This window comes from Streptomyces sp. NPDC102514, assembly GCF_055584525.1.
On the sequence record NZ_JBVJLW010000001.1, the window covers coordinates 327,539 to 344,486 of the forward strand.

At 70.1% G+C, this 16,948-nt stretch carries 14 protein-coding genes; 4 read left to right on the forward strand and 10 right to left on the reverse strand.

The features are described 5' to 3' along the window. Window positions 1–226: 226 nt before the first annotated feature. The 5 genes from ACZ60E_RS01500 to ACZ60E_RS01520 form a co-directional block, all read right to left on the reverse strand. On the reverse strand, window positions 227–1,423 hold the full coding sequence (locus ACZ60E_RS01500; protein WP_469436908.1) for an exo-alpha-sialidase: 1,197 nt from the start codon (window positions 1,421–1,423) through the stop codon (window positions 227–229). Between the two features lie 88 nt (window positions 1,424–1,511). Then, window positions 1,512–3,029 carry an arabinosylfuranosidase ArfA gene (gene arfA / locus ACZ60E_RS01505; protein WP_469436910.1) on the reverse strand — a complete coding sequence of 506 codons (1,518 nt, stop codon included), beginning with the start codon at window positions 3,027–3,029 and terminating at the stop codon, window positions 1,512–1,514. A 59-nt stretch (window positions 3,030–3,088) separates the two neighbouring features. Next, a complete protein-coding gene (locus ACZ60E_RS01510) occupies window positions 3,089–3,976 on the reverse strand; it encodes a carbohydrate ABC transporter permease (RefSeq protein ID WP_469436912.1) in 888 nt (295 codons plus the stop codon). Between the two features lie 2 nt (window positions 3,977–3,978). Next, window positions 3,979–4,887, reverse strand: coding sequence for a carbohydrate ABC transporter permease (locus ACZ60E_RS01515; protein ID WP_384805433.1), 909 nt, complete (start codon window positions 4,885–4,887; stop codon window positions 3,979–3,981). Window positions 4,888–4,985: 98 nt separating this feature from the next. After that, window positions 4,986–6,353, reverse strand: a complete 1,368-nt coding sequence (locus ACZ60E_RS01520) for an extracellular solute-binding protein (RefSeq protein ID WP_469436915.1) — start codon at window positions 6,351–6,353, stop codon at window positions 4,986–4,988. A 336-nt stretch (window positions 6,354–6,689) separates the two neighbouring features. On the opposite strand from ACZ60E_RS01520, the gene ACZ60E_RS01525 reads away from it, so the two are divergent. The 3 genes from ACZ60E_RS01525 to ACZ60E_RS01535 all read left to right on the forward strand — a co-directional run bounded on the left by ACZ60E_RS01525 (window position 6,690) and on the right by ACZ60E_RS01535 (window position 9,193). After that, a complete protein-coding gene (locus ACZ60E_RS01525) occupies window positions 6,690–7,712 on the forward strand; it encodes a LacI family DNA-binding transcriptional regulator (RefSeq protein ID WP_385835308.1) in 1,023 nt (340 codons plus the stop codon). 126 nt (window positions 7,713–7,838) lie between these two features. Then, the gene (locus ACZ60E_RS01530; protein ID WP_469436918.1) at window positions 7,839–8,534 is read left to right on the forward strand and encodes an HAD family hydrolase; all 696 of its coding nucleotides are present in this window, start codon (window positions 7,839–7,841) and stop codon (window positions 8,532–8,534) included. Beyond that, window positions 8,531–9,193: a hypothetical protein gene (locus ACZ60E_RS01535; protein ID WP_384805425.1), complete on the forward strand. Its 663-nt coding sequence runs from the start codon at window positions 8,531–8,533 to the stop codon at window positions 9,191–9,193. The genes ACZ60E_RS01530 and ACZ60E_RS01535 overlap by 4 nt, the downstream gene beginning before the upstream one ends. A 31-nt stretch (window positions 9,194–9,224) precedes the next feature. Here the strand turns inward: ACZ60E_RS01535 and ACZ60E_RS01540 are convergent, their stop codons facing one another. From ACZ60E_RS01540 to ACZ60E_RS01555, 4 genes are all read right to left on the reverse strand, one after another. Next, window positions 9,225–10,070, reverse strand: coding sequence for a class I SAM-dependent methyltransferase (locus ACZ60E_RS01540; protein ID WP_469436920.1), 846 nt, complete (start codon window positions 10,068–10,070; stop codon window positions 9,225–9,227). A gap of 89 nt (window positions 10,071–10,159) precedes the next feature. Further along, entirely contained in the window at window positions 10,160–12,106 is a 1,947-nt protein-coding gene (locus tag ACZ60E_RS01545) for a glycoside hydrolase family 9 protein (protein ID WP_469436922.1), read from the reverse strand. A gap of 85 nt (window positions 12,107–12,191) precedes the next feature. Continuing rightward, window positions 12,192–13,559, reverse strand: coding sequence for a cation:dicarboxylate symporter family transporter (locus ACZ60E_RS01550; RefSeq protein WP_469436924.1), 1,368 nt, complete (start codon window positions 13,557–13,559; stop codon window positions 12,192–12,194). A 69-nt stretch (window positions 13,560–13,628) separates the two neighbouring features. After that, window positions 13,629–14,795 carry a mandelate racemase/muconate lactonizing enzyme family protein gene (locus tag ACZ60E_RS01555; RefSeq protein WP_469436926.1) on the reverse strand — a complete coding sequence of 389 codons (1,167 nt, stop codon included), beginning with the start codon at window positions 14,793–14,795 and terminating at the stop codon, window positions 13,629–13,631. Window positions 14,796–14,905: 110 nt separating this feature from the next. On the opposite strand from ACZ60E_RS01555, the gene ACZ60E_RS01560 reads away from it, so the two are divergent. Further along, the gene (locus tag ACZ60E_RS01560) at window positions 14,906–15,598 is read left to right on the forward strand and encodes a GntR family transcriptional regulator (protein WP_469436928.1); all 693 of its coding nucleotides are present in this window, start codon (window positions 14,906–14,908) and stop codon (window positions 15,596–15,598) included. Window positions 15,599–15,630: 32 nt separating this feature from the next. Here ACZ60E_RS01560 and ACZ60E_RS01565 read toward each other — a convergent pair whose 3' ends face one another. Next, window positions 15,631–16,944 carry a sensor histidine kinase gene (locus ACZ60E_RS01565; RefSeq protein WP_469436931.1) on the reverse strand — a complete coding sequence of 438 codons (1,314 nt, stop codon included), beginning with the start codon at window positions 16,942–16,944 and terminating at the stop codon, window positions 15,631–15,633. Between the last annotated feature and the right edge of the window lie 4 nt (window positions 16,945–16,948).

The following is a 16,948-nucleotide window of genomic DNA, read 5'->3' on the forward strand; positions in this document are numbered from 1 at the left end:
GACCGTCGCGGAACCAGGGCATTCACACGGACGGGGAGCTCAAACCACTCGTTCCGTCATATGACGAGATCCTGGTCAACGTCCTTGGGAGAACCGGAGGTTCACCCTGGAATCCGAGGTGCCGGCCCGTCTTCTCCGGGAACCGGACCCGGACAGCCAGGGCACAGCCGTGGGCCGACCGCGACGACGTGCCGCGGTCGGCCCACAGGTCATGCTGCGAGGAGACTCAGGAGGACGGTACGGACCTGGTGGCGAAGTACGGCTTGCACGTACCGCCGTCCCAGTCGGTGGCGATCTCCAGCAGGCTGGTGCCGTCCGCCGACGGCAGCAGGGCCGAGCTGTAGTTGGGGCAGTAGTCGACGACCGTCGACGAGACGGTGACGGGCGCGGGGATCTCCCGCCACGTGCCGCTGCCGCCCGCGCTGTTGACCCACACCGTCTTGTTGTTCCCGGCGGCCACGCTGCCGTCCTTGTTGTACAGGACCTGGCCGATCAGGAAGAGCCTGCCGAGCGGGTTGCCGGCCTCGGGGGACCAGGCGACGGTCGGGGCGTGCTTGAAGTACTTGCCGTCGGCCGTCTCGGGCCGGTGGCCGAGGAACGGCCCGCTCGACCAGTCCCAGCCGTCGGGCGAGGTCCGGTAGTGCACGACGCACTGGTACTGGCCGGGGGCGGCGCAGATCTCGTACGACATGAAGTAGGTGCCGTTGCCGAGCTTGCGGACGACCGCCATGCCGGGCCGGTCGGAGACCAGGGAGCTGACGACGGTGGCGTGGTGGCCCGTCCAGGCCGTGCCGTTCGAGGTGCGCGCGGCCATCAGCTTCTGGCTGTGGGCCGCGTCGGTCTCGTCCGAGTAGTGCGCGACCAGCTGCCCGGAGGCGTCGACGGAGAACTCGGGCTCCCACAGGCCCCCGGTGCTGCCCGCGGTGGCGATGGTGGACAGGTAACTCCAGGTGCGGCCCACGTCGTTGCTCCTGAAGACGCGCAACGCCATGCGGCGGTTCGTCTCGTCCTGGCCGACCGAGGCCGCCCAGAGCAGGGTGCCGGCGGGCAGGCTCCCGATGGCCCGCGGGAGTTCGAAGAGCGTGGAGCAGCACAGGCCCTGGCCGCCCGCCGCCTCCGGGTCGGCGACCGCGCCGACCTGGCGGAAGGACCCGCCCGAGTCGGTGCTCTCGTAGATGGTCCCGAGTCCGTTGTTGCCGGAGAAGGTGACCACCGACGACAGGACGCGGCCGTTGGCGCTCCCGTTGTACGCGAGACGGATGGCCCGCGGGTACAGGCCGGTGTCGTTGCGCAGTACGGTGCCGCTCGCCGCGCCGGCCGTGCCGGTCTGCGCGGTGAGCAGCGCCGCCAGGAGCGCGACCAGCGCGGAGAGGAGGGCGGCCAGGCGGAGTGGGGGTATGGGGGTACGTGGTCTTGCCGACATCAGATGCTCCCAATGGGGTGGGGGTCGGATCTGTTCGGTCGGTGACGCCGAAGGCGACGTCACACAGCGGGGGGCGGCGAGGCGGGGGTCAGGCGCCGGGGACCAGGCGGATGACGTTCCAGGACACCGGGGCCAGCTCCGCCTCCAGTGCGCCGTCGGCCGACACCTTGGCTCCGCCGTCGGCGCGCGGGGTCACCCGGTCCGGCTCGGCCTGGGTGTTGACGGCGTCCGGGTTCTGGTCGGCCAGGACGAGGTGTTCAAGGACCCGGTAGCCGGACAGCGCGCCGCGCAGCTCGGCCCGCAGGTTCAGTGACTCCTCCTGGCCGCGGTTGACGGCGAGGACGGTCACCGCGCCGCTCTCCTCGTCGTACGTCACCACCGAGTCGAGCGCCGGCACGTCACCGTGCCGCTCGGTGTCGATACGGGACCCGGTGACCTCGGTGCGCAGCACCTTGCCCGTCGCGAACCGGGCCGCCTGGGCGAACGGGTGGAAGATGGTCTGCCGCCAGCTGGGGCCGCCCGGTTCGCTGCGGATCGGGGCGATCACGTTGACGAGCTGGGCCAGGCACGCGATGGCCACCCGGTCGGCGTTGCGCAGGAGCGTGATGAGCAGCGAGCCGACCACCACGGCGTCGGTCACGCTGTAGGTGTCCTCGATCAGCCGGGGTGTCTCGGCGGTCTCCAGGTTGCGCTCGCCGACGAACCGGGCCGCGTACCAGACGTTCCACTCGTCGAACGAGAGCCTGATGTGCTTCTTGGCGCCGCGCGCGGCCCGTACGTGGTCCGCGGTGGCGACCACGTCGCGGATGTACTGGTCCATGTGCGCCCCGGAGGCCAGGAAGCTGGCGCGGTCGCCGTCGAACTCCTCGTAGTAGGCGTGCAGGGAGAGGTAGTCCACCTCGTCGTACGTCTGCTCCAGGACCTCGCGCTCCCAGGTGCCGAAGGTCGGCATGGCCGCGTTGGAGCTGCCGCAGGCGACCAGTTCGATGGACGGGTCGACCTGCCGCATCGCCTTGCCGGTCTCGGCCGCGAGACGTCCGTACTCGGTGGCCGACTTGTGGCCGGTCTGCCAGGGGCCGTCCATCTCGTTGCCCAGGCACCACAGCTTGACGCCGTGCGGCGCCGAGTAGCCGTGCTTGATCCGCAGATCGGACCAGGCGGTGCCACTGGGCTGGTTGCAGTACTCCACCAGGGCGCGGGCGGCGTCGATACCGCGCGTGCCGAGGTTGACCGCCATCATCGGGTCGAGGCCCTGCTCCTTGGCCCAGGTGAGGAACTCGTTGGTGCCCACCTGGTTGGTCTCGATGGAGCGCCAGGCCAGGTCGAGCCGGCGGGGCCGCTCGGCGGCCGGCCCGACGCCGTCCTCCCAGTGGTAGCCGGAGACGAAGTTGCCTCCGGGGTAGCGGACCAGGCCCGTACCCAGCTCCCGTACCAGGTCGGCGACGTCCGTGCGGAAACCGGCGGCGTCCGCCGAGGGGTGCTCGGGCTCGTAGATACCGGTGTAGACGCAGCGTCCCATGTGCTCGACGAACGTTCCGTACAGGCGCGGGTCCACCTCCCCGACGGTGAACTCGGGGTCGACGGTGAACCGTGCGGTGTGCGGCATGCTGGAGCCTTTCTCAGGAAGGAAAACGGTGGAACGGTGGAACTGCCCTATGTGCGGGGCTACTTGAGGCCGGTTCCGGCGATGCCCTCGACGATGCGCCGCTGGAACAGCGCGAACACGGCGAGGAGTGGGATGGCGCCGAGCACGGCGGAGGCCATCAACTGGGCGTAGGGGACGCCGAACACGTCCTGTACGGAGGTCAGCCCGACGGGGAGGGTCATCATCTCCGGGTCCGTGACGACCAGCAGGGGCCACAGGAAGTTGTTCCAGACCCCGACGAACACGAAGATCGTGACCGCGGAGATCACCGGCCGCGAGATGGGCATGACGATCTGCCGGTACACGCGCAGCCAGGACGCGCCGTCGGCGCGCGCCGCGTCGATGAGTTCCCTGGGGATGCCGTCGAAGAACTGCTTGAAGACGAACACCGCGACGACGTTGGGCACTTGGGGAAGCACGACTCCCCAGTAGGTGTTGAGCAGGCCCGCCTCCTGGAGTGCCAGGAACTGCGGGATCATCAGCACCTGACCCGGGATCATGATCCCGGCGAGGAGCATCACGAACGCGACGCGGCGCGCCCGGAAGCGGGTCTGCGAGAGCGCGAAGGCGGCGAGCGAGCCGGCGACCACCGTGAGCACGGTCGTCAGGATCGAGGTGATGAAGCTGTTCGCGTACCAGTAGGGCAGCTTCCCCGCGTCGAAGATGTCCCCGTACGCGGCGAGGGTGGGGTGGGCCGTGAACCAGCTGGTGGGGTTGGTGATGACCTCCTGCGCGGGCCGGATCGAGGTGGCGAGCGCCCAGGCGAGCGGCACCAGCCACAGCAGCGAGAAGGCGACGAGGACGCCGAGGGCCACCCGGTTGAACAGACGCTCGGCGTCGTACTTCCGGCGCGGCTCGGCCACGGGGGTCTGCGGCTCGGTCACGGGCGGTGTGGCGGTGGCGGTCATGATCAGCGCTCCTTCTCGGCGCGGCGGACGAGGGCGAACCAGACGAGCGAGACCAGCAGGATCACCACGAAGAGCAGCAGCGAGACGGTCGACGCGTAGCCGACGCGGCCCTCGACGAACCCGGTGTCGTAGATGAGCTGGAGGGAGGGCCTGGTGCTTCCGTCGGGGCCGCCGTTGGTCAGCATGTAGATCTGGTCGAAGACCTTCAGGGAGGCGACGACCTGGAGGACCGTGACGAGGGTCGTGGTGCGGCCGAGCATCGGCACGACCACGTGGCGGATGCGCTGCCAGGGCCCGGCTCCGTCGATGGCCGCGGCCTCGTGCACGGACCGCGGGATGTCCTGCAGACCGGCGAGGTACAGGACGAAGTTGAAGCCGAGCGTCCACCACACGGTGGCGGCGGCGATGGAGATCATCGCCCAGTCCGGGTCACCGAGCCAGGACGGCGGGGTGTCCACGCCGACCCAGGTCGCGGCCTGCTGGGCGAGGCCCACCTGGTCGGCGTAGATGAAGGTGAACATGAGCGCGACGACCGCCGACGGCAGCACGAAGGGCGCGAAGAAGGCGAAGCGGAAGAACCAGCGTCCGCGGACGAAGCGGTCGGCGAGGATCGCCAGCACCAGACTGAGGAGCACCAGGGGGACGGTGGTCAGCACGGTGAACCACAGCGTGTTCTTGAGCGTGCGCCAGAACTCGCTGTCGCCCAGCACGGCCGAGTAGTTCGAGAGACCGGCGAAGTCGCCGAGGCCCGACTTGAGCAGGCTGGTGTCGAAGAAGCCGGCCACGACGGTGTAGATCAGCGGCCCCACCAGGAAGAGCAGATAGAACAGGGAGAAGGGCAACAGCATCCCCGGACCGGCCCAGCGGTCACCTCTGCCTCGGGCCTTGGTCGGTGCGGTTGTCGTGGCCATGGGACGGCCCTTTCAGTCAGGACATACGGGATCTCACGACGTACGGGGGCCCGATGCGGGCCGTGATGAAGACAGTGCGAGGGGTGGAGGGCGCCGGACTACACGGGCGAGGGCCGGCCGGCCAGCTCACGCAGTTCGCGCTTCATCCGGGCGGCTCCGGCCGTCGGGCTGGTGGCTCCGGTGAACACCGAGGTCACGGCGTCGCCGATGACGATCTGCAGGCTGCTGCCCGCGCCCCCGTACCAGGCGGCCGGGTCGTAGGCGGCCCCGTTGGCGGCAGCGGCGTAGTGCGACTGCGGTTCGAGGGCCTTGTAGGACGCCGAGCGCTGGGTCGGCAGCCAGGCGGGGATGTGTCCGCCCTCCGCCCACAGCTCGCTCGAACCGAGCAGGGAGGCGATGAATCCGAGGGAGAGGTCGAGGCGCTGGGCCGAGTCGGAGGGCGCCTTGGGCAGGACGAGGGAGTGCGAGTCGGCGGCGCAGGCGTAGGGCGCGTCGTCGAAGATCCGCGGCAGGGGCCGCATGTCGAACTTCACCTTGGAGCCCTGGACGGTGAGGACCTGCCAGACGCCGTCCATCAGGAACCCGGCCTTGCCGGTGGTGAGCATCGTGATGGCACCCGGGCCGTCGGTGGTCGTCGGGACGACCTTCTCCTGGGTGAGCCGGCGAATGTACGCGAGGGCCTCCGCCGCGGCCTCCGTGTCGATGACGACCTTCTTGCCCTGGTCGGCGACGAGATCGCCGCCGCTGATCTGCCGGTAGAACGACCAGAAGAGCCGGAACTGCGTCGAGGCGTCCTTCACCGAGGCGATCGAACCGCCCCACTGCCCGGTCACCTCCTTCGCCGCGCGCAGGGCGTCGATGAACGCGTCGGGCCCGTCCACGTCCGTCAACTGCCCCTTGCCGTCGAGCAGTCCGGCCTTCTCGGCGATGTCGGTACGGAAGTAGAGCACGAAGGGGTGGGTGTCGAGCGGGATGGCGTACAGCTTCCCGTCCAGCTGCGACTTCTTCCACGGCCGCGGGTCGAACTTGTCCTCGGTCAGACCGTGCCGGGCCAGATCGGCCGGCTGGATCTCGGAGAGCAGACCCGCCTCGGCGAGCGTCGGCACCTTCGACAGATGACTGATGGCGACCTGCGGCGGCCGGTCGCCGAGCGTGGCGAGGGTGAGCTTCGTGTAGTACGGGTTGCCCCACACGAAGGTCGCCGACTTCAGGTCCGTCTTCCTGTGCCCGGCCCGGTAGGCGGCCTGCATCGCGAGCAGCCGCTCACCGTCACCGCCGGTGAAGGGATTCCAGAAGTTCAGCCGGTCCGGGGTGGGCGGCCCGCCGGTGAACCCCTGCGCGAGGGTGCTGTCACAGCCGCCGAGCGCCGCGGCCGAGGCCGCGACGGCACCGAGCGACAGGGTGCCGCGCAGCAGTCGGCGCCGGGACGGAGCGGGCGGGGAGGTGTGCGGCGTGCGGTCCCGCATGGGCATGCGTCCTTCCACGGCGGAAAACTCAAGGAATACAACGTTGGAATGGGCGATCGAACCGATCCGCTCGGTCACTGGGTCCAGGCGGTTACAACGTTGTATCCCCGGGGAAATGTGGCGTCAACACTTCTGCACGAACTTCCTGTTCGACGGGCTGTCGACGCCATATCGGTTTATATCGCCCAACTGGTAAGCGAAGCCATTACAACGTTGGAACATGGCTTACGCTGAGCAGCGCACCGGACCGACACGCGTGACGGAGCAACGCGGAAGGCGGCCGTCGGTCGCCGGCCGTCGGCCGGAAGGAAGTCGGGGGAGGGAGGGGCGACCACCATGGCAGGTGCACGCCTCAAGGACGTCGCCGAGCGCGCGGGCGTATCGATCAAGACCGTCTCGAACGTCGTGCGGGGCGAGGTCCGGGTCGCGGAGCAGACCCGGGAACGGGTGCTGCGCGCCATAGCCGAACTCGACTACCAGCCCAACGCCTCCGCACGCCATCTGCGCACCGGCCGCAGCGGCATCATCGCGCTGGCCGTGCCCGAACTGGTCGCCCCCTACTTCGCGGAACTCGCCGCCGAGGTCATCGCTGCCGCCAAGAAGCGCGGCTGCACGGTCCTCATCGAGGACACCGGGGGAGACCCCGCCGAGGAACTGCGCATCGCCTGCGGACTCAGCGACCCCCTCATCGACGGCGTGCTGCTCAGCCCGCTCTGCCTCGACGAGACGATGCTCGCCAACCGCGAGCGCCGCGTACCCCTCGTCCTGCTGGGCGAGCAGTCGTACAAGATCCCGGCCGATCACGTACTGATCGACAACTCCGCGGCGGCGCGTGAGGCGACCGAGCATCTGCTCCAGCTCGGCCGGCGGCGCATCGGAGTCATCGGTCAGCCCTCGGACCGGGCCCACGCCACGACCGTGCAGCGCATGCACGGCTTCCTGACCGCACTGCACGCCGCCGGGGTGCCGCACGACCCCCGACTCGTCCCGGACACCGGCGAGTTCACCCGCGCCGACGGGGCCGCGGCCATGCGGATCCTGCTCGCCCTGGACGAGCCCCCGGACGCCGTCTTCTGCTTCAGCGACCTGCTCGCCTCCGGCGCGGTGCGCACCGCGCACGAACACGGCCTGCGTGTGCCGCAGGACCTGGCGGTCGTGGGCTTCGACGACATCCAGGAGACCCGCTACAGCGTCCCGTCGCTGACCACCGTGTCACCGGACAAGCGCGAGATCGCCGAACTGGCCGTGGACGCCGTGCTGCACAGGATCACCACGGACGCGGAGGCCCCCCACACACGACTCATCGCGGGGTACGAACTGGTCGTACGGGAGAGCACGCGGACGCCGGAAGCGGAGTGACGGGCGGGGCATGGCCCCTGGACGGCTCCCGTCGGCCGCCCGGGGTGCGATGCGTGGGCATGCTAGCGTCGCGCTTCCCGGCCGCCGCCTGGTGAGCCGCTGCGACAGAGCGAAGGGGGCCCGCAGGTGAACGCGCATCCCGGTGCCGCGGGAGCCGGCCGTCCGTCGGTGATCCTCTTCGACCTCGGCAACGTCCTGTTCAGCGACCCCTGGGAGTCCTTGCTGCTGACCCCGGGCGCGGGTCTCGGGGACCGTCTGGGGCTCGACCGGTCCGCCGTACTGGACGCGGGCCGCCACTGCTGGCGCACGTTCAGTGTGCGCGAGGCCGATGAGGCGGAGTACTGGAGCGAACTGTCCCGGCAGTTGGGCTGCGACATCCCCGCCCAGCTGGTCAAGGAGCTGGAGGAGGAGCTGCTGCTCGCGAACCCCGCCGCCGGAGCACTGCTCGCCGCGGCCTCCGCCGACGGAGTCCGGCCGGTGGGCATCGCCTCCAACAACACGTCCTTCTGGTACGCGAAGCAGGCGGACCGGCTGCGTCTGGACCGGTGGATCGACCCGGGACTGGTCTTCCTCTCCAGCGGGCTCGGCGTCTCCAAGAGCACACCCGGGCGGGGCCTTCTGGAGATCGCCGCGGAGCACGTCCGCCCGTCCGCCACCTTGTTCGTGGAGGACCGCGGGGCCAACCTGGCGCGTGCCCGGGAGCTGGGTTTCCGTACCGTCGAGTACGCGTTCAAGGACGAGTCCGGTGACGAGTCCCGTCACGAGTCCGGCGGTGTGTCCGGTGTGTCGGTCGCGGAGTTGCTGGACACAATCACAGGGTGACCGATCCATCCCCGCCAACTCCCGCCCCACGCAAGGCGATTCCCGTCGTACGGTCCACTTCCGCCGCTCCGGGCCCCGCGGATCATGCCGCTCTGACGGCGCTGCTCGCGGAGTACAACTCGCTGCGCTCGGAGAGTCTGCAGGCGATCAGCAACCGCATCCAGATCATGAACTTCGCGTTCACCTCCCTCGCGGTCGTCACCGCCGCCATGATCACCTCCGATCTGCCCCGGGGCTTCCTGATCCCGGCCTGTCTGCTCTTCGTCCCGGGAGCCGCGAAGGCGAGCCTGCTGATCTGGCTGGGGGAGTACCACCGCTCCCAGCGGGCCGGTCAGGGCGTCGCGGCGGTCGAGCGCCGGATCAACAGCCTTCTGGGCACGGGAGACGTCCTCAGCTGGGAATCCCGGCTCGTCTCCTCCGGTACGCACATGGGTTACCCGTACATCGCCACCGCGGTGTTCATCCTCAGCACCGGCGTGCTCGCCGAGAGCCTCGGCGGCTATTTCCTGGTCGGACGGCTGGAGCCCAGCCCGACCCTCCGGGACGACCTCGCCGTCGTGGGCGGCGTACTCCTCTACGCCGTGCTGTGCGAGACGCTCTTCCTGCGGTTCTTCATCCGCCGCTGGCGGGCGATCCGCAGCGCCACCCACAGCGGTTAGGGCCGCCCTGGAACACAGGAGGCCTTGCGGCTCAGGGAGCCTTGCGCCAGACATGGATCTCCGTGCCCGGTTGGCGTGCGGAGAAGAGGCCCGTCGGGGACGTCGTCCGCAGCAGGCGGCGTACGTCGTCCTCGAAATCGTCCCGGCCGGCGCCGAACAGGTGCGGGGCCGAGAACGACATCGAGAAGACGCCCGCGACGACGTCGTCACTCGTGCGCTCCAGAGCCTGTCCGCCGGGGACGACATGCCGCTGGGGGCCGGTGAATCCCGCCCGGTCGAACACCGCCGCCTCGCCACCGGGGGTCCCGTGCGGCAGCAGCCCCTGGCCGGCCCGGCGGACCGGCCCGAGACAGCCGCCCACCAGCTCTTCCAGGGCCGCGTACGGCACCGGCGGATGCGGCAGACCGTCGGCGCTCCGGGTCTCCGTCTTCAGGTCGGAGATGTGCACCAGTGCCCCACCGGGCCGGAGCATGTCCCTGACGGTGGCCGCCACCAGGTCCCGGTCCATCCAGTGGAAGGACTGGGCGAAGACCGCGACGCTGAACGTCCCGAGTCCGGCGGGCAGTTCCTCGGCCCGGGCCCGCACCCACCGCGTCTTCCCGCCCATCCCGCGCTCGGCGGCCTCCCGGGCGGCCTCGGTGATCATCCCGTTGTCCGGGTCCACGCCGACGACCTCGCCGAACAGGTCCACCAGGCCCAGGGCGACGGTGCCGGGTCCGCAGCCCACGTCGAGGAGGCGGCCTCGCCCGTCGAGTTCCAGGATCCCGGCGAGCGCGTCCGCCAGCCCGGGGGCGTACGGGAGTCTGCCGCGCCGGTAGTGGGCGGCCGTGCCGAGGAACAGGGTGTCGTCCCACTCCCACTCCGGGCCGGAGGTCATGTCTGTCCCTCGCCGTTCACTGAGATCACGGTCCTGTCGGGTGTGTCCGGTCTGTCCGTCGGATCGATGATTTCACGGGTCCGGTGCGGTTACCGTTCATCGGCCTGCGCGGTGAGAGCGAAGGCCAACAGGGCCGTCGTGGTGAAGTCCAGTGAGGGCTCCACGGTCTGCCAGGCGCCCACGTCGTCCAGGTAGCGCGCGCCCTTGCCGTCGAAGTCGCTCCAAGCTCCCTCCGGCGGGGCGGCCGTGCACTTCTTCATCGTGGGAAAACTGTTCAACTCCTCTAGTTTCGCGGCGGCGTTGGGGCCGTTGACGACCGCTCCCCGCAGGATGGCGCCCTTGTCGTCGAGGCTGCCCCCGAGGTTCGCCAACTGGTGTTCCGGGCAGTGCGGATAGACCTCACCCGCGCCGATCATGAAGCTGGTTCCCCAGGGGTTGGCGCCGAGGGCCCAGCCGCGCTGCCGGCCGGCGAAGGCCGCGTACTCCGTGTCCCCGGTGGCCCTCGCGTAGAGGCGGGCCGTTGCCACCAGCCCGAAGGTGTGCGGGACGGCGTCGAAGTCGTCGTAGACGGCACCGGCCCCGAACGGGTCGTCCCCGGCGCGGTCGACCCCGTCCTCCAGCTGACGCCGAAGATCCTCGTACAGGTCCGCCGCCGCGATCCCGTGCGTCCGCCCGCCGTCCAGGACGGTGGCCAGGTCCACGTGGGCCAGGGCACTGACATCCGCGACGCCCAGCGTGCCCTGGACGTCGGAACGCAGATACGCCCCGGCCCAGCGGGCCGCGTCGTCGGCCCAGTCGCCCTCCCGGTCGTCCCCGAGCTCCCGTGCGGCCAGGGCCAGTTCGGCGCCGCCGAACTCCATGTCGTCCTGCCAGGAGTCCTCGGGATAAAAGTTCCCGGGGATCGCGGTGAGGGGCGGCTCGTCGGGGTCGGGTGCGGTGTCGGCCAGGGCGTAGACGGCGGCGGCCTTCTCCAGCCACTCCTGGGCCTGCTCGGGGTCCGTGCCGGCCGCGCGCTGTGCGGCGAGGGCGAAGGCCGCGGCCACCCTGCCCGCCAGACTGGCGCTGACCCCCTCGCCCGGCTCGGCCGCGCGGAAGACCGGCCGGTGCTTGATCGTGTAGTCCGGGTCACCGGGCGACACATCGAGCCGGTCGTCGGCCTCCGGAAGCCGCCACACATCGTGATCCGTCCGTACGGAGTCGTTGCCCGCCCCGATGCCGACCTGTACATAGAGGGTCTCGCTGTCCCCGTCCCACATCTTGTCCAGCCAGGCCAGGCCGTGCGAGGCCTCGTCGGACAGCTCTGTCATCCCGGTCAAGTCACGTTGCGCGAGCAGGAGTTCGGCCACCGAGTAGGAGGTGGTACCGGTGAACTTGAGGAAATCCCCCGCGTCGAACCACCCTCCCGAGACGTCGACCTGCTCACCGGCCGGAGTCAGCTCCTCGTCGAGCAGTTCGGTGCCCTCCTCGTCGTACTCCGGCGGTTCGTAGACCGTCGCGTCCTCGTCGGCCAGATGGGACGGGCCGTGCCGCAGCGCGCTCCGGGGGCCGTCGGTGATGACATCGGCCCCGTCGCGCTGCGCCTGCAGGAAGCGGACGTTGTCGCGCACGAGCGGGGTCATCAGCGCGCGGGTCCCGGCCACCCGGAAGGCGGGCGAGCGGCCGGCCGCGCTCCCGGTCACGACGATGCGGTAGGTGCCGGGCGTGTTCAGCGCGGAGAGGTCGATGGTGCGTACCGAGGGGTACTTGGCGTTCCAGCGGCCCGTGACGGCTCCGAGCCTCCCCGCCGTGACCACGTCGTCGTTCCCGGCGTCGACGACCTTGAAGCGCGCTCCCGCGAGTGCTGCCGCGGGCCCCATGACGTAGGCCCTTTTCGCCTCGCCGCGCGCGTAGCCGACCTGGTCGACCCTGATGGCCACCTCGGTGGAGCCCGGCCCGTCGCCGCCGAAGGGCAGACCGTGCAGGCTCGCGGCGAGGAGCAGGGTGCCGAGTCCCGCGGCTGCGGCGACCAGCAGCCGGGGGGTGCGCGGAGAGTTCATGCGTCCACCCTGCCGGAGCCTTCATGAGATGAAGATGAGGACGGGTGGGGGAGGTCTCCGTCGTCGGACGGGGACCGACCGCGGGTCAGGCGTCGGCGGGGACCTTGCCCGAGCCGGAACCCGTGTCGCTCCCGGTGCTCCCGGTGCCGGCCGACGGGGGCGGCGCGGTACGGGAGTTGAGGATCGAGCGGGCCTTGTCGATGTCGAGGTCCTTCTCCCATTTACCGATCACGATGGTGGCGACCGCGTTGCCGAGGACGTTGATGAACACGCGGCCCTCGTTGAGGATGCGGTCGATGCCGACGATCAGGGAGAGGGCGGCGAGCGGGATGTGGCCCACCGCGGTGACGGTGCTGGCGAGCACGATGAACGCACCGCCCGCGATGCCGGCGGTGCCCTTGCTGGTGAGCATCATGACGCCCACCATGATCAGCTGCTGCTGCCACGACAGATCGATGCCCATGGCCTGCGCCAGGAACAGGGACGCCATCGTGAGGTAGACGGCGGAACCGTCCAGGTTGAACGAGAACCCGGAGGGGATGACGATGCCGACCACGGGCCTGCCGATGCCGAGGGTCTCCAGCTTGCGCACCAGCTGCGGCAGGACGGCCTCACTGGAACAGGTGCTCAACGCGATGAGCAGTTCGGCCTTGAGGAAACGCATGAGGCCGAACAGGCTCAGCCGGCAGGCCCGCATGATGGCGCCGAGCACGACCAGGACGTACACGACGCAGGTCGCGGTGAACAGGACGATCAGGTAGCCGAGTTGTCTGAGGCTCTCGGCGCCGTAGGTGGCGACCACCGTGGCCAGCGCGCCGAAGGTGCCCAGCGGAGCCAGCCGCATCACCCAGCCGACGATCCGGAACACGACGTCCGACAGCGCCTTGATGCCGCGGGTCAGCGGCGCCCCTTCCTCACCGGCCATGTTCAGGGCGACGCCGAAGACGATCGAGACCATCAGCGCCGCCAGGATCGCGTCTCCGGTGATCGCGCCCAGCAGGGAGGAGGGGATCAGGGAGGAGACGAACCCGGTGAAGGTGGCGTGCTCGGTGGCGGTCTCCGGCACGTCCTCGGCGTTCAGCGACGAAGCGTCGACGTGGAGCCCTGAGCCGGGCTGGAAGAGGTTGGCGACCACCAGCCCGATCAGCATGGACACCAGGGACAGCACCAGGAAGTAGCCGATCGCCTTCACACCGATCCGGCCGGCCTTGCGCAGGTTGTCCATGGAGGCGATGCCCGTGGTCACCACGCAGAACACGACCGGGATCACGATCATCTTGACCAGCGCGATGAACCAGTCGTTGAGCGGCTTGAGGTCCTCACCCAGCCCGGGGGCGAGGACGCCGACGGCGATGCCGAGGACCGCGGCCAGCACGACCTGGAACCACAGTTCACGTATCAGACGGTTCAGCCGTGACCGCTGCGGGCGGCCTGCGGCAGTGGTGGAGGTCATCGTTGGTGCTCCTTTGCACGACGATCGTGTCCGGCCTTGTCCCATGGGTGGTCGTACGGGGTGTCGCGATCAGCTGTGCAGGTCGCGCAGCACCTTGTGGAACGCGGCCTTGCCCTCGAAGCCGATGCCGGGGATGTCGGTGAGGCCGACGCGGCTCTTCTCGACGACGGCGTCGTCGGCGAAGCCGCCGGTGGGCTGGAACTCGCCCGGGTAGGACTCGTTGCCGCCGAGCTTGAGGGCGGCGGCGATGTGCAGGGAGAACTGGTGTCCGCCGTGCGGGATGCAGCGCCGTGAGGACCAGCCGTGCTGCCGGAGCATGTCCTGGATCCGCAGGTACTCGGTGAGGCCGTAGGACAGCGCGGGGTCGACCTGGATGGTGTCGCGGTCGGGGCGCATGCCGCCGTAGCGGATCAGGTTGCGGGCGTCCTGGAGGGAGAAGAGGTTCTCGCCGGTGGCGATCGCGCCCGCGTAGTGCTCGGAGACCGTGGCGTTGAGGTGGTAGTCGAGCGGGTCGCCGATCTCCTCGTACCAGAACAGGCCGTAGGGCTCGATGGCCCGCCCGTACTCCAGGGCGGTGGTGAGGTCGAAGCGGCCGTTGACGTCGACGGCCAGCCGCGATCCGTCCCCGTCCAGGACGTCGATGACGGCCTCGATACGCCGGAGGTCCTCCGCCAGGTCGGCGCCGCCGATCTTCATCTTGACGACGTCGTAGCCGAGGTCGAGGAAGCCGCGCATCTCGTCCTGGAGATCGGTGAGGGTCTTGCCCGGCGCGTAGTAACCGCCGGCGGCGTAGACGAACACCGAGTCGTCGGGCTGTCCGTCGCCGTGCCGCTCGGAGAGGTACCGGTACAGCGGCTTGCCCTCGATCTTCGACGCCAGGTCGAACAGGGCCATGTCCACCACGCCGACCGCGACCGAGCGCTCACCGTGCCCGCCGGGCTTCTCGTTGCGCATCATCAGGTCCCACGCCCTGGCAGGGTCCAGGCCGCCCCGCTCGTCCAGCAGGCTGCCGGGCTCGGCGTCCGTCAGCCGCGGCAGGATGCGGCGGCGCAGGATCTCGCCGGCGCTGTAGCGGCCGTTGGAGTTGAAGCCGTAGCCCACGACCGGCTTGCCGTCACGGATGACGTCGCTCTCGATCGCCACGATCGAACAGTCCATGGAGCTGAAGTCGATCCACGCGTTGCGGATCGAGGAGCTGATCGGGACGACGCCCTCGTAGACGTTGGTGATCTTCACTGAGAATCCCTTTCTCATATCTTATAAGATGTGCGCCGCTGCTAGGCTGGGGTGACACGGTGGGAACTGTCAAGGGGGTGCGAGCACCCGGAAAGGATTCACCGGGGGCCATGACCGGCACGAACCTGTTCGTCAGCAAGAGCGATCTCGCCTACGCGGAACTCCGCGACCAGATCCTCTCCGGCACCCTTTCCGCGGGCACGCGACTCGCGCAGTACGACCTCGCCGCGTCCCTCGGCATGAGCATCACGCCCCTGCGCGAGGCGATCCGCCGCCTCAGCAGCGAGGGGCTGGTCACGGTCGAGACCCACCGTGACGTCCGGGTGTCCGTCATGAACTCGCAGGAGGCACGCCAGCTCTTCGAGGTCCGCCTCTCACTCGACCCCACCGCCGCCGAACTCGCGGCGCGGCGGCGCACCGACGAGGACATCGCCCTCATGCGGGCCGCCGTCGGCAACCTCCTGCCCGTCACCCGCCAGTGGGGCGAGGAAGGGCTCACGGCCCACCGCGCCTTCCACCAGGCGCTGTACCGGGCCTCGCACAACGACGTCCTCATCCATCTCCTGGACGACCTGTGGGACAAGTCCGACCGTTACCGCCGCCTGGGTCTCGACCTCCCGCCCGGCGACGAACCTCGCACCCGGGACCTGGAGGAGCACCACCAACTCGTCGACCTCATCGAGGCCGGCCGGGCCGACGACGCCGCTCGGCTGATGCGCGACCACATCACGCACAGCCTCACGGCCACGGCGATCAGCGCTCTCGAAGACCGCGAAGACCGCGAGGGTGTCCGCACCACGTGACGTGATGTGAGGCGACCGAGGTGCGGGGACGGTTACGGGGCCGACGGCGTCCGGGGCGGGTGTTCCGGCAGCCGGAGTTCGGCGATCAGGCCGCCGCCGGGTGCGTCCGTGAGGTGGGCGGTGCCGTGGTGCAGTTCGGCGACCCAGCGGACGATGGCGAGGCCTGCGCCTGTGCCCGGGACGGCCGCTGATTCCGGGACGGGCTCGGCTCCGGGCCCGCTTGCGGCAGTTGGTGCCGACCCGGCGCCCGGAGCCCCCGTGACGCCCCGGGCGAAGACCCGCTCCCGGTCCGCGAGAGGTACGCCCACTCCATGGTCTCGGACCTGTACGAGCCCCGGGGCGACGGTGACCTCCACCGGCGCCCCGGCCGGACCCCCGTGCCGCTGAGCGTTCTCCACCAGGTTCCGTACCGCCTGGGCCAGCAGGTCGGGGTCTCCCAGTACGACCACCGCTTCCTCGGAGTGCACCGTGACACTTCCGTGGTCGGGCAGCTCCTCGACCGTGGTCTCCACCAGCTGGTCGAGGCGCAGGGGCACCAGCTCGACCTGCTGCGTTCCGGCCTCCGTACGGGCCCGGGTCAGCAGGCCGGTGACCAGGCGGCTCAGCCGGTCCACCAGTCGTAGTGTCCGGTCGGAGGAACCGTCCCGCTCCGCCACCAGCCGCAACGTCGCCAGTGGTGTGCGCAGTTCGTGCGCGGCCTCGGCCAGGAACTCTTCCTGCCGGCCCAGCGCGACGAGGGCGGGACGCATGGCCCTGCCGGACAGCAGATGGCCGACGGCCGCCGCGCAGCACACCAGGGCCGTACAGCCGAGGGCCAGCCAGCGGACGAGGAGGTCGTGATCGTGTTCGCTGCGCGCCAGTGCCGTGCCGACCAGTACGGCCGCGCCGATCCGGTCGCCGTCCCAGACGGGAGCGGCAGCCCACCTCAGACGCTCGCCCTCCTCGGAGGGGGCGCTGACGGAGACGGTCTCCTGCTCCTTCAGGACGTCCCGCCAGACATGGTCGAGCCAGTCCTCCCGGGGAAGCGCCGTGCGGGCGGGAACGACGTTCCACACCGACGGTGACTCTCCTGGAGCGACCTCCAGGACGGCCAACACCTCGGCGCTGCGAGCGAGTTCATCCTCGCGCAGCGGCTCCAGATGCAACGCCCCGTCGTCGAACCAGACCGCCCGCGACAGACCGACCGCCCGGCTGCCGACCTCGTGGTCGAGGCCGGACCGGCGGGACTCGGCATCGATGCGGACGGCGACCGTGGCGAGTACGACGAGACAGGCAGCGGTCGTCCCGGCGAACAGCAGCGTCATGGACCGACGGGTACGCCGCAGCCGGGCGACGGCGGGTGACATGGAG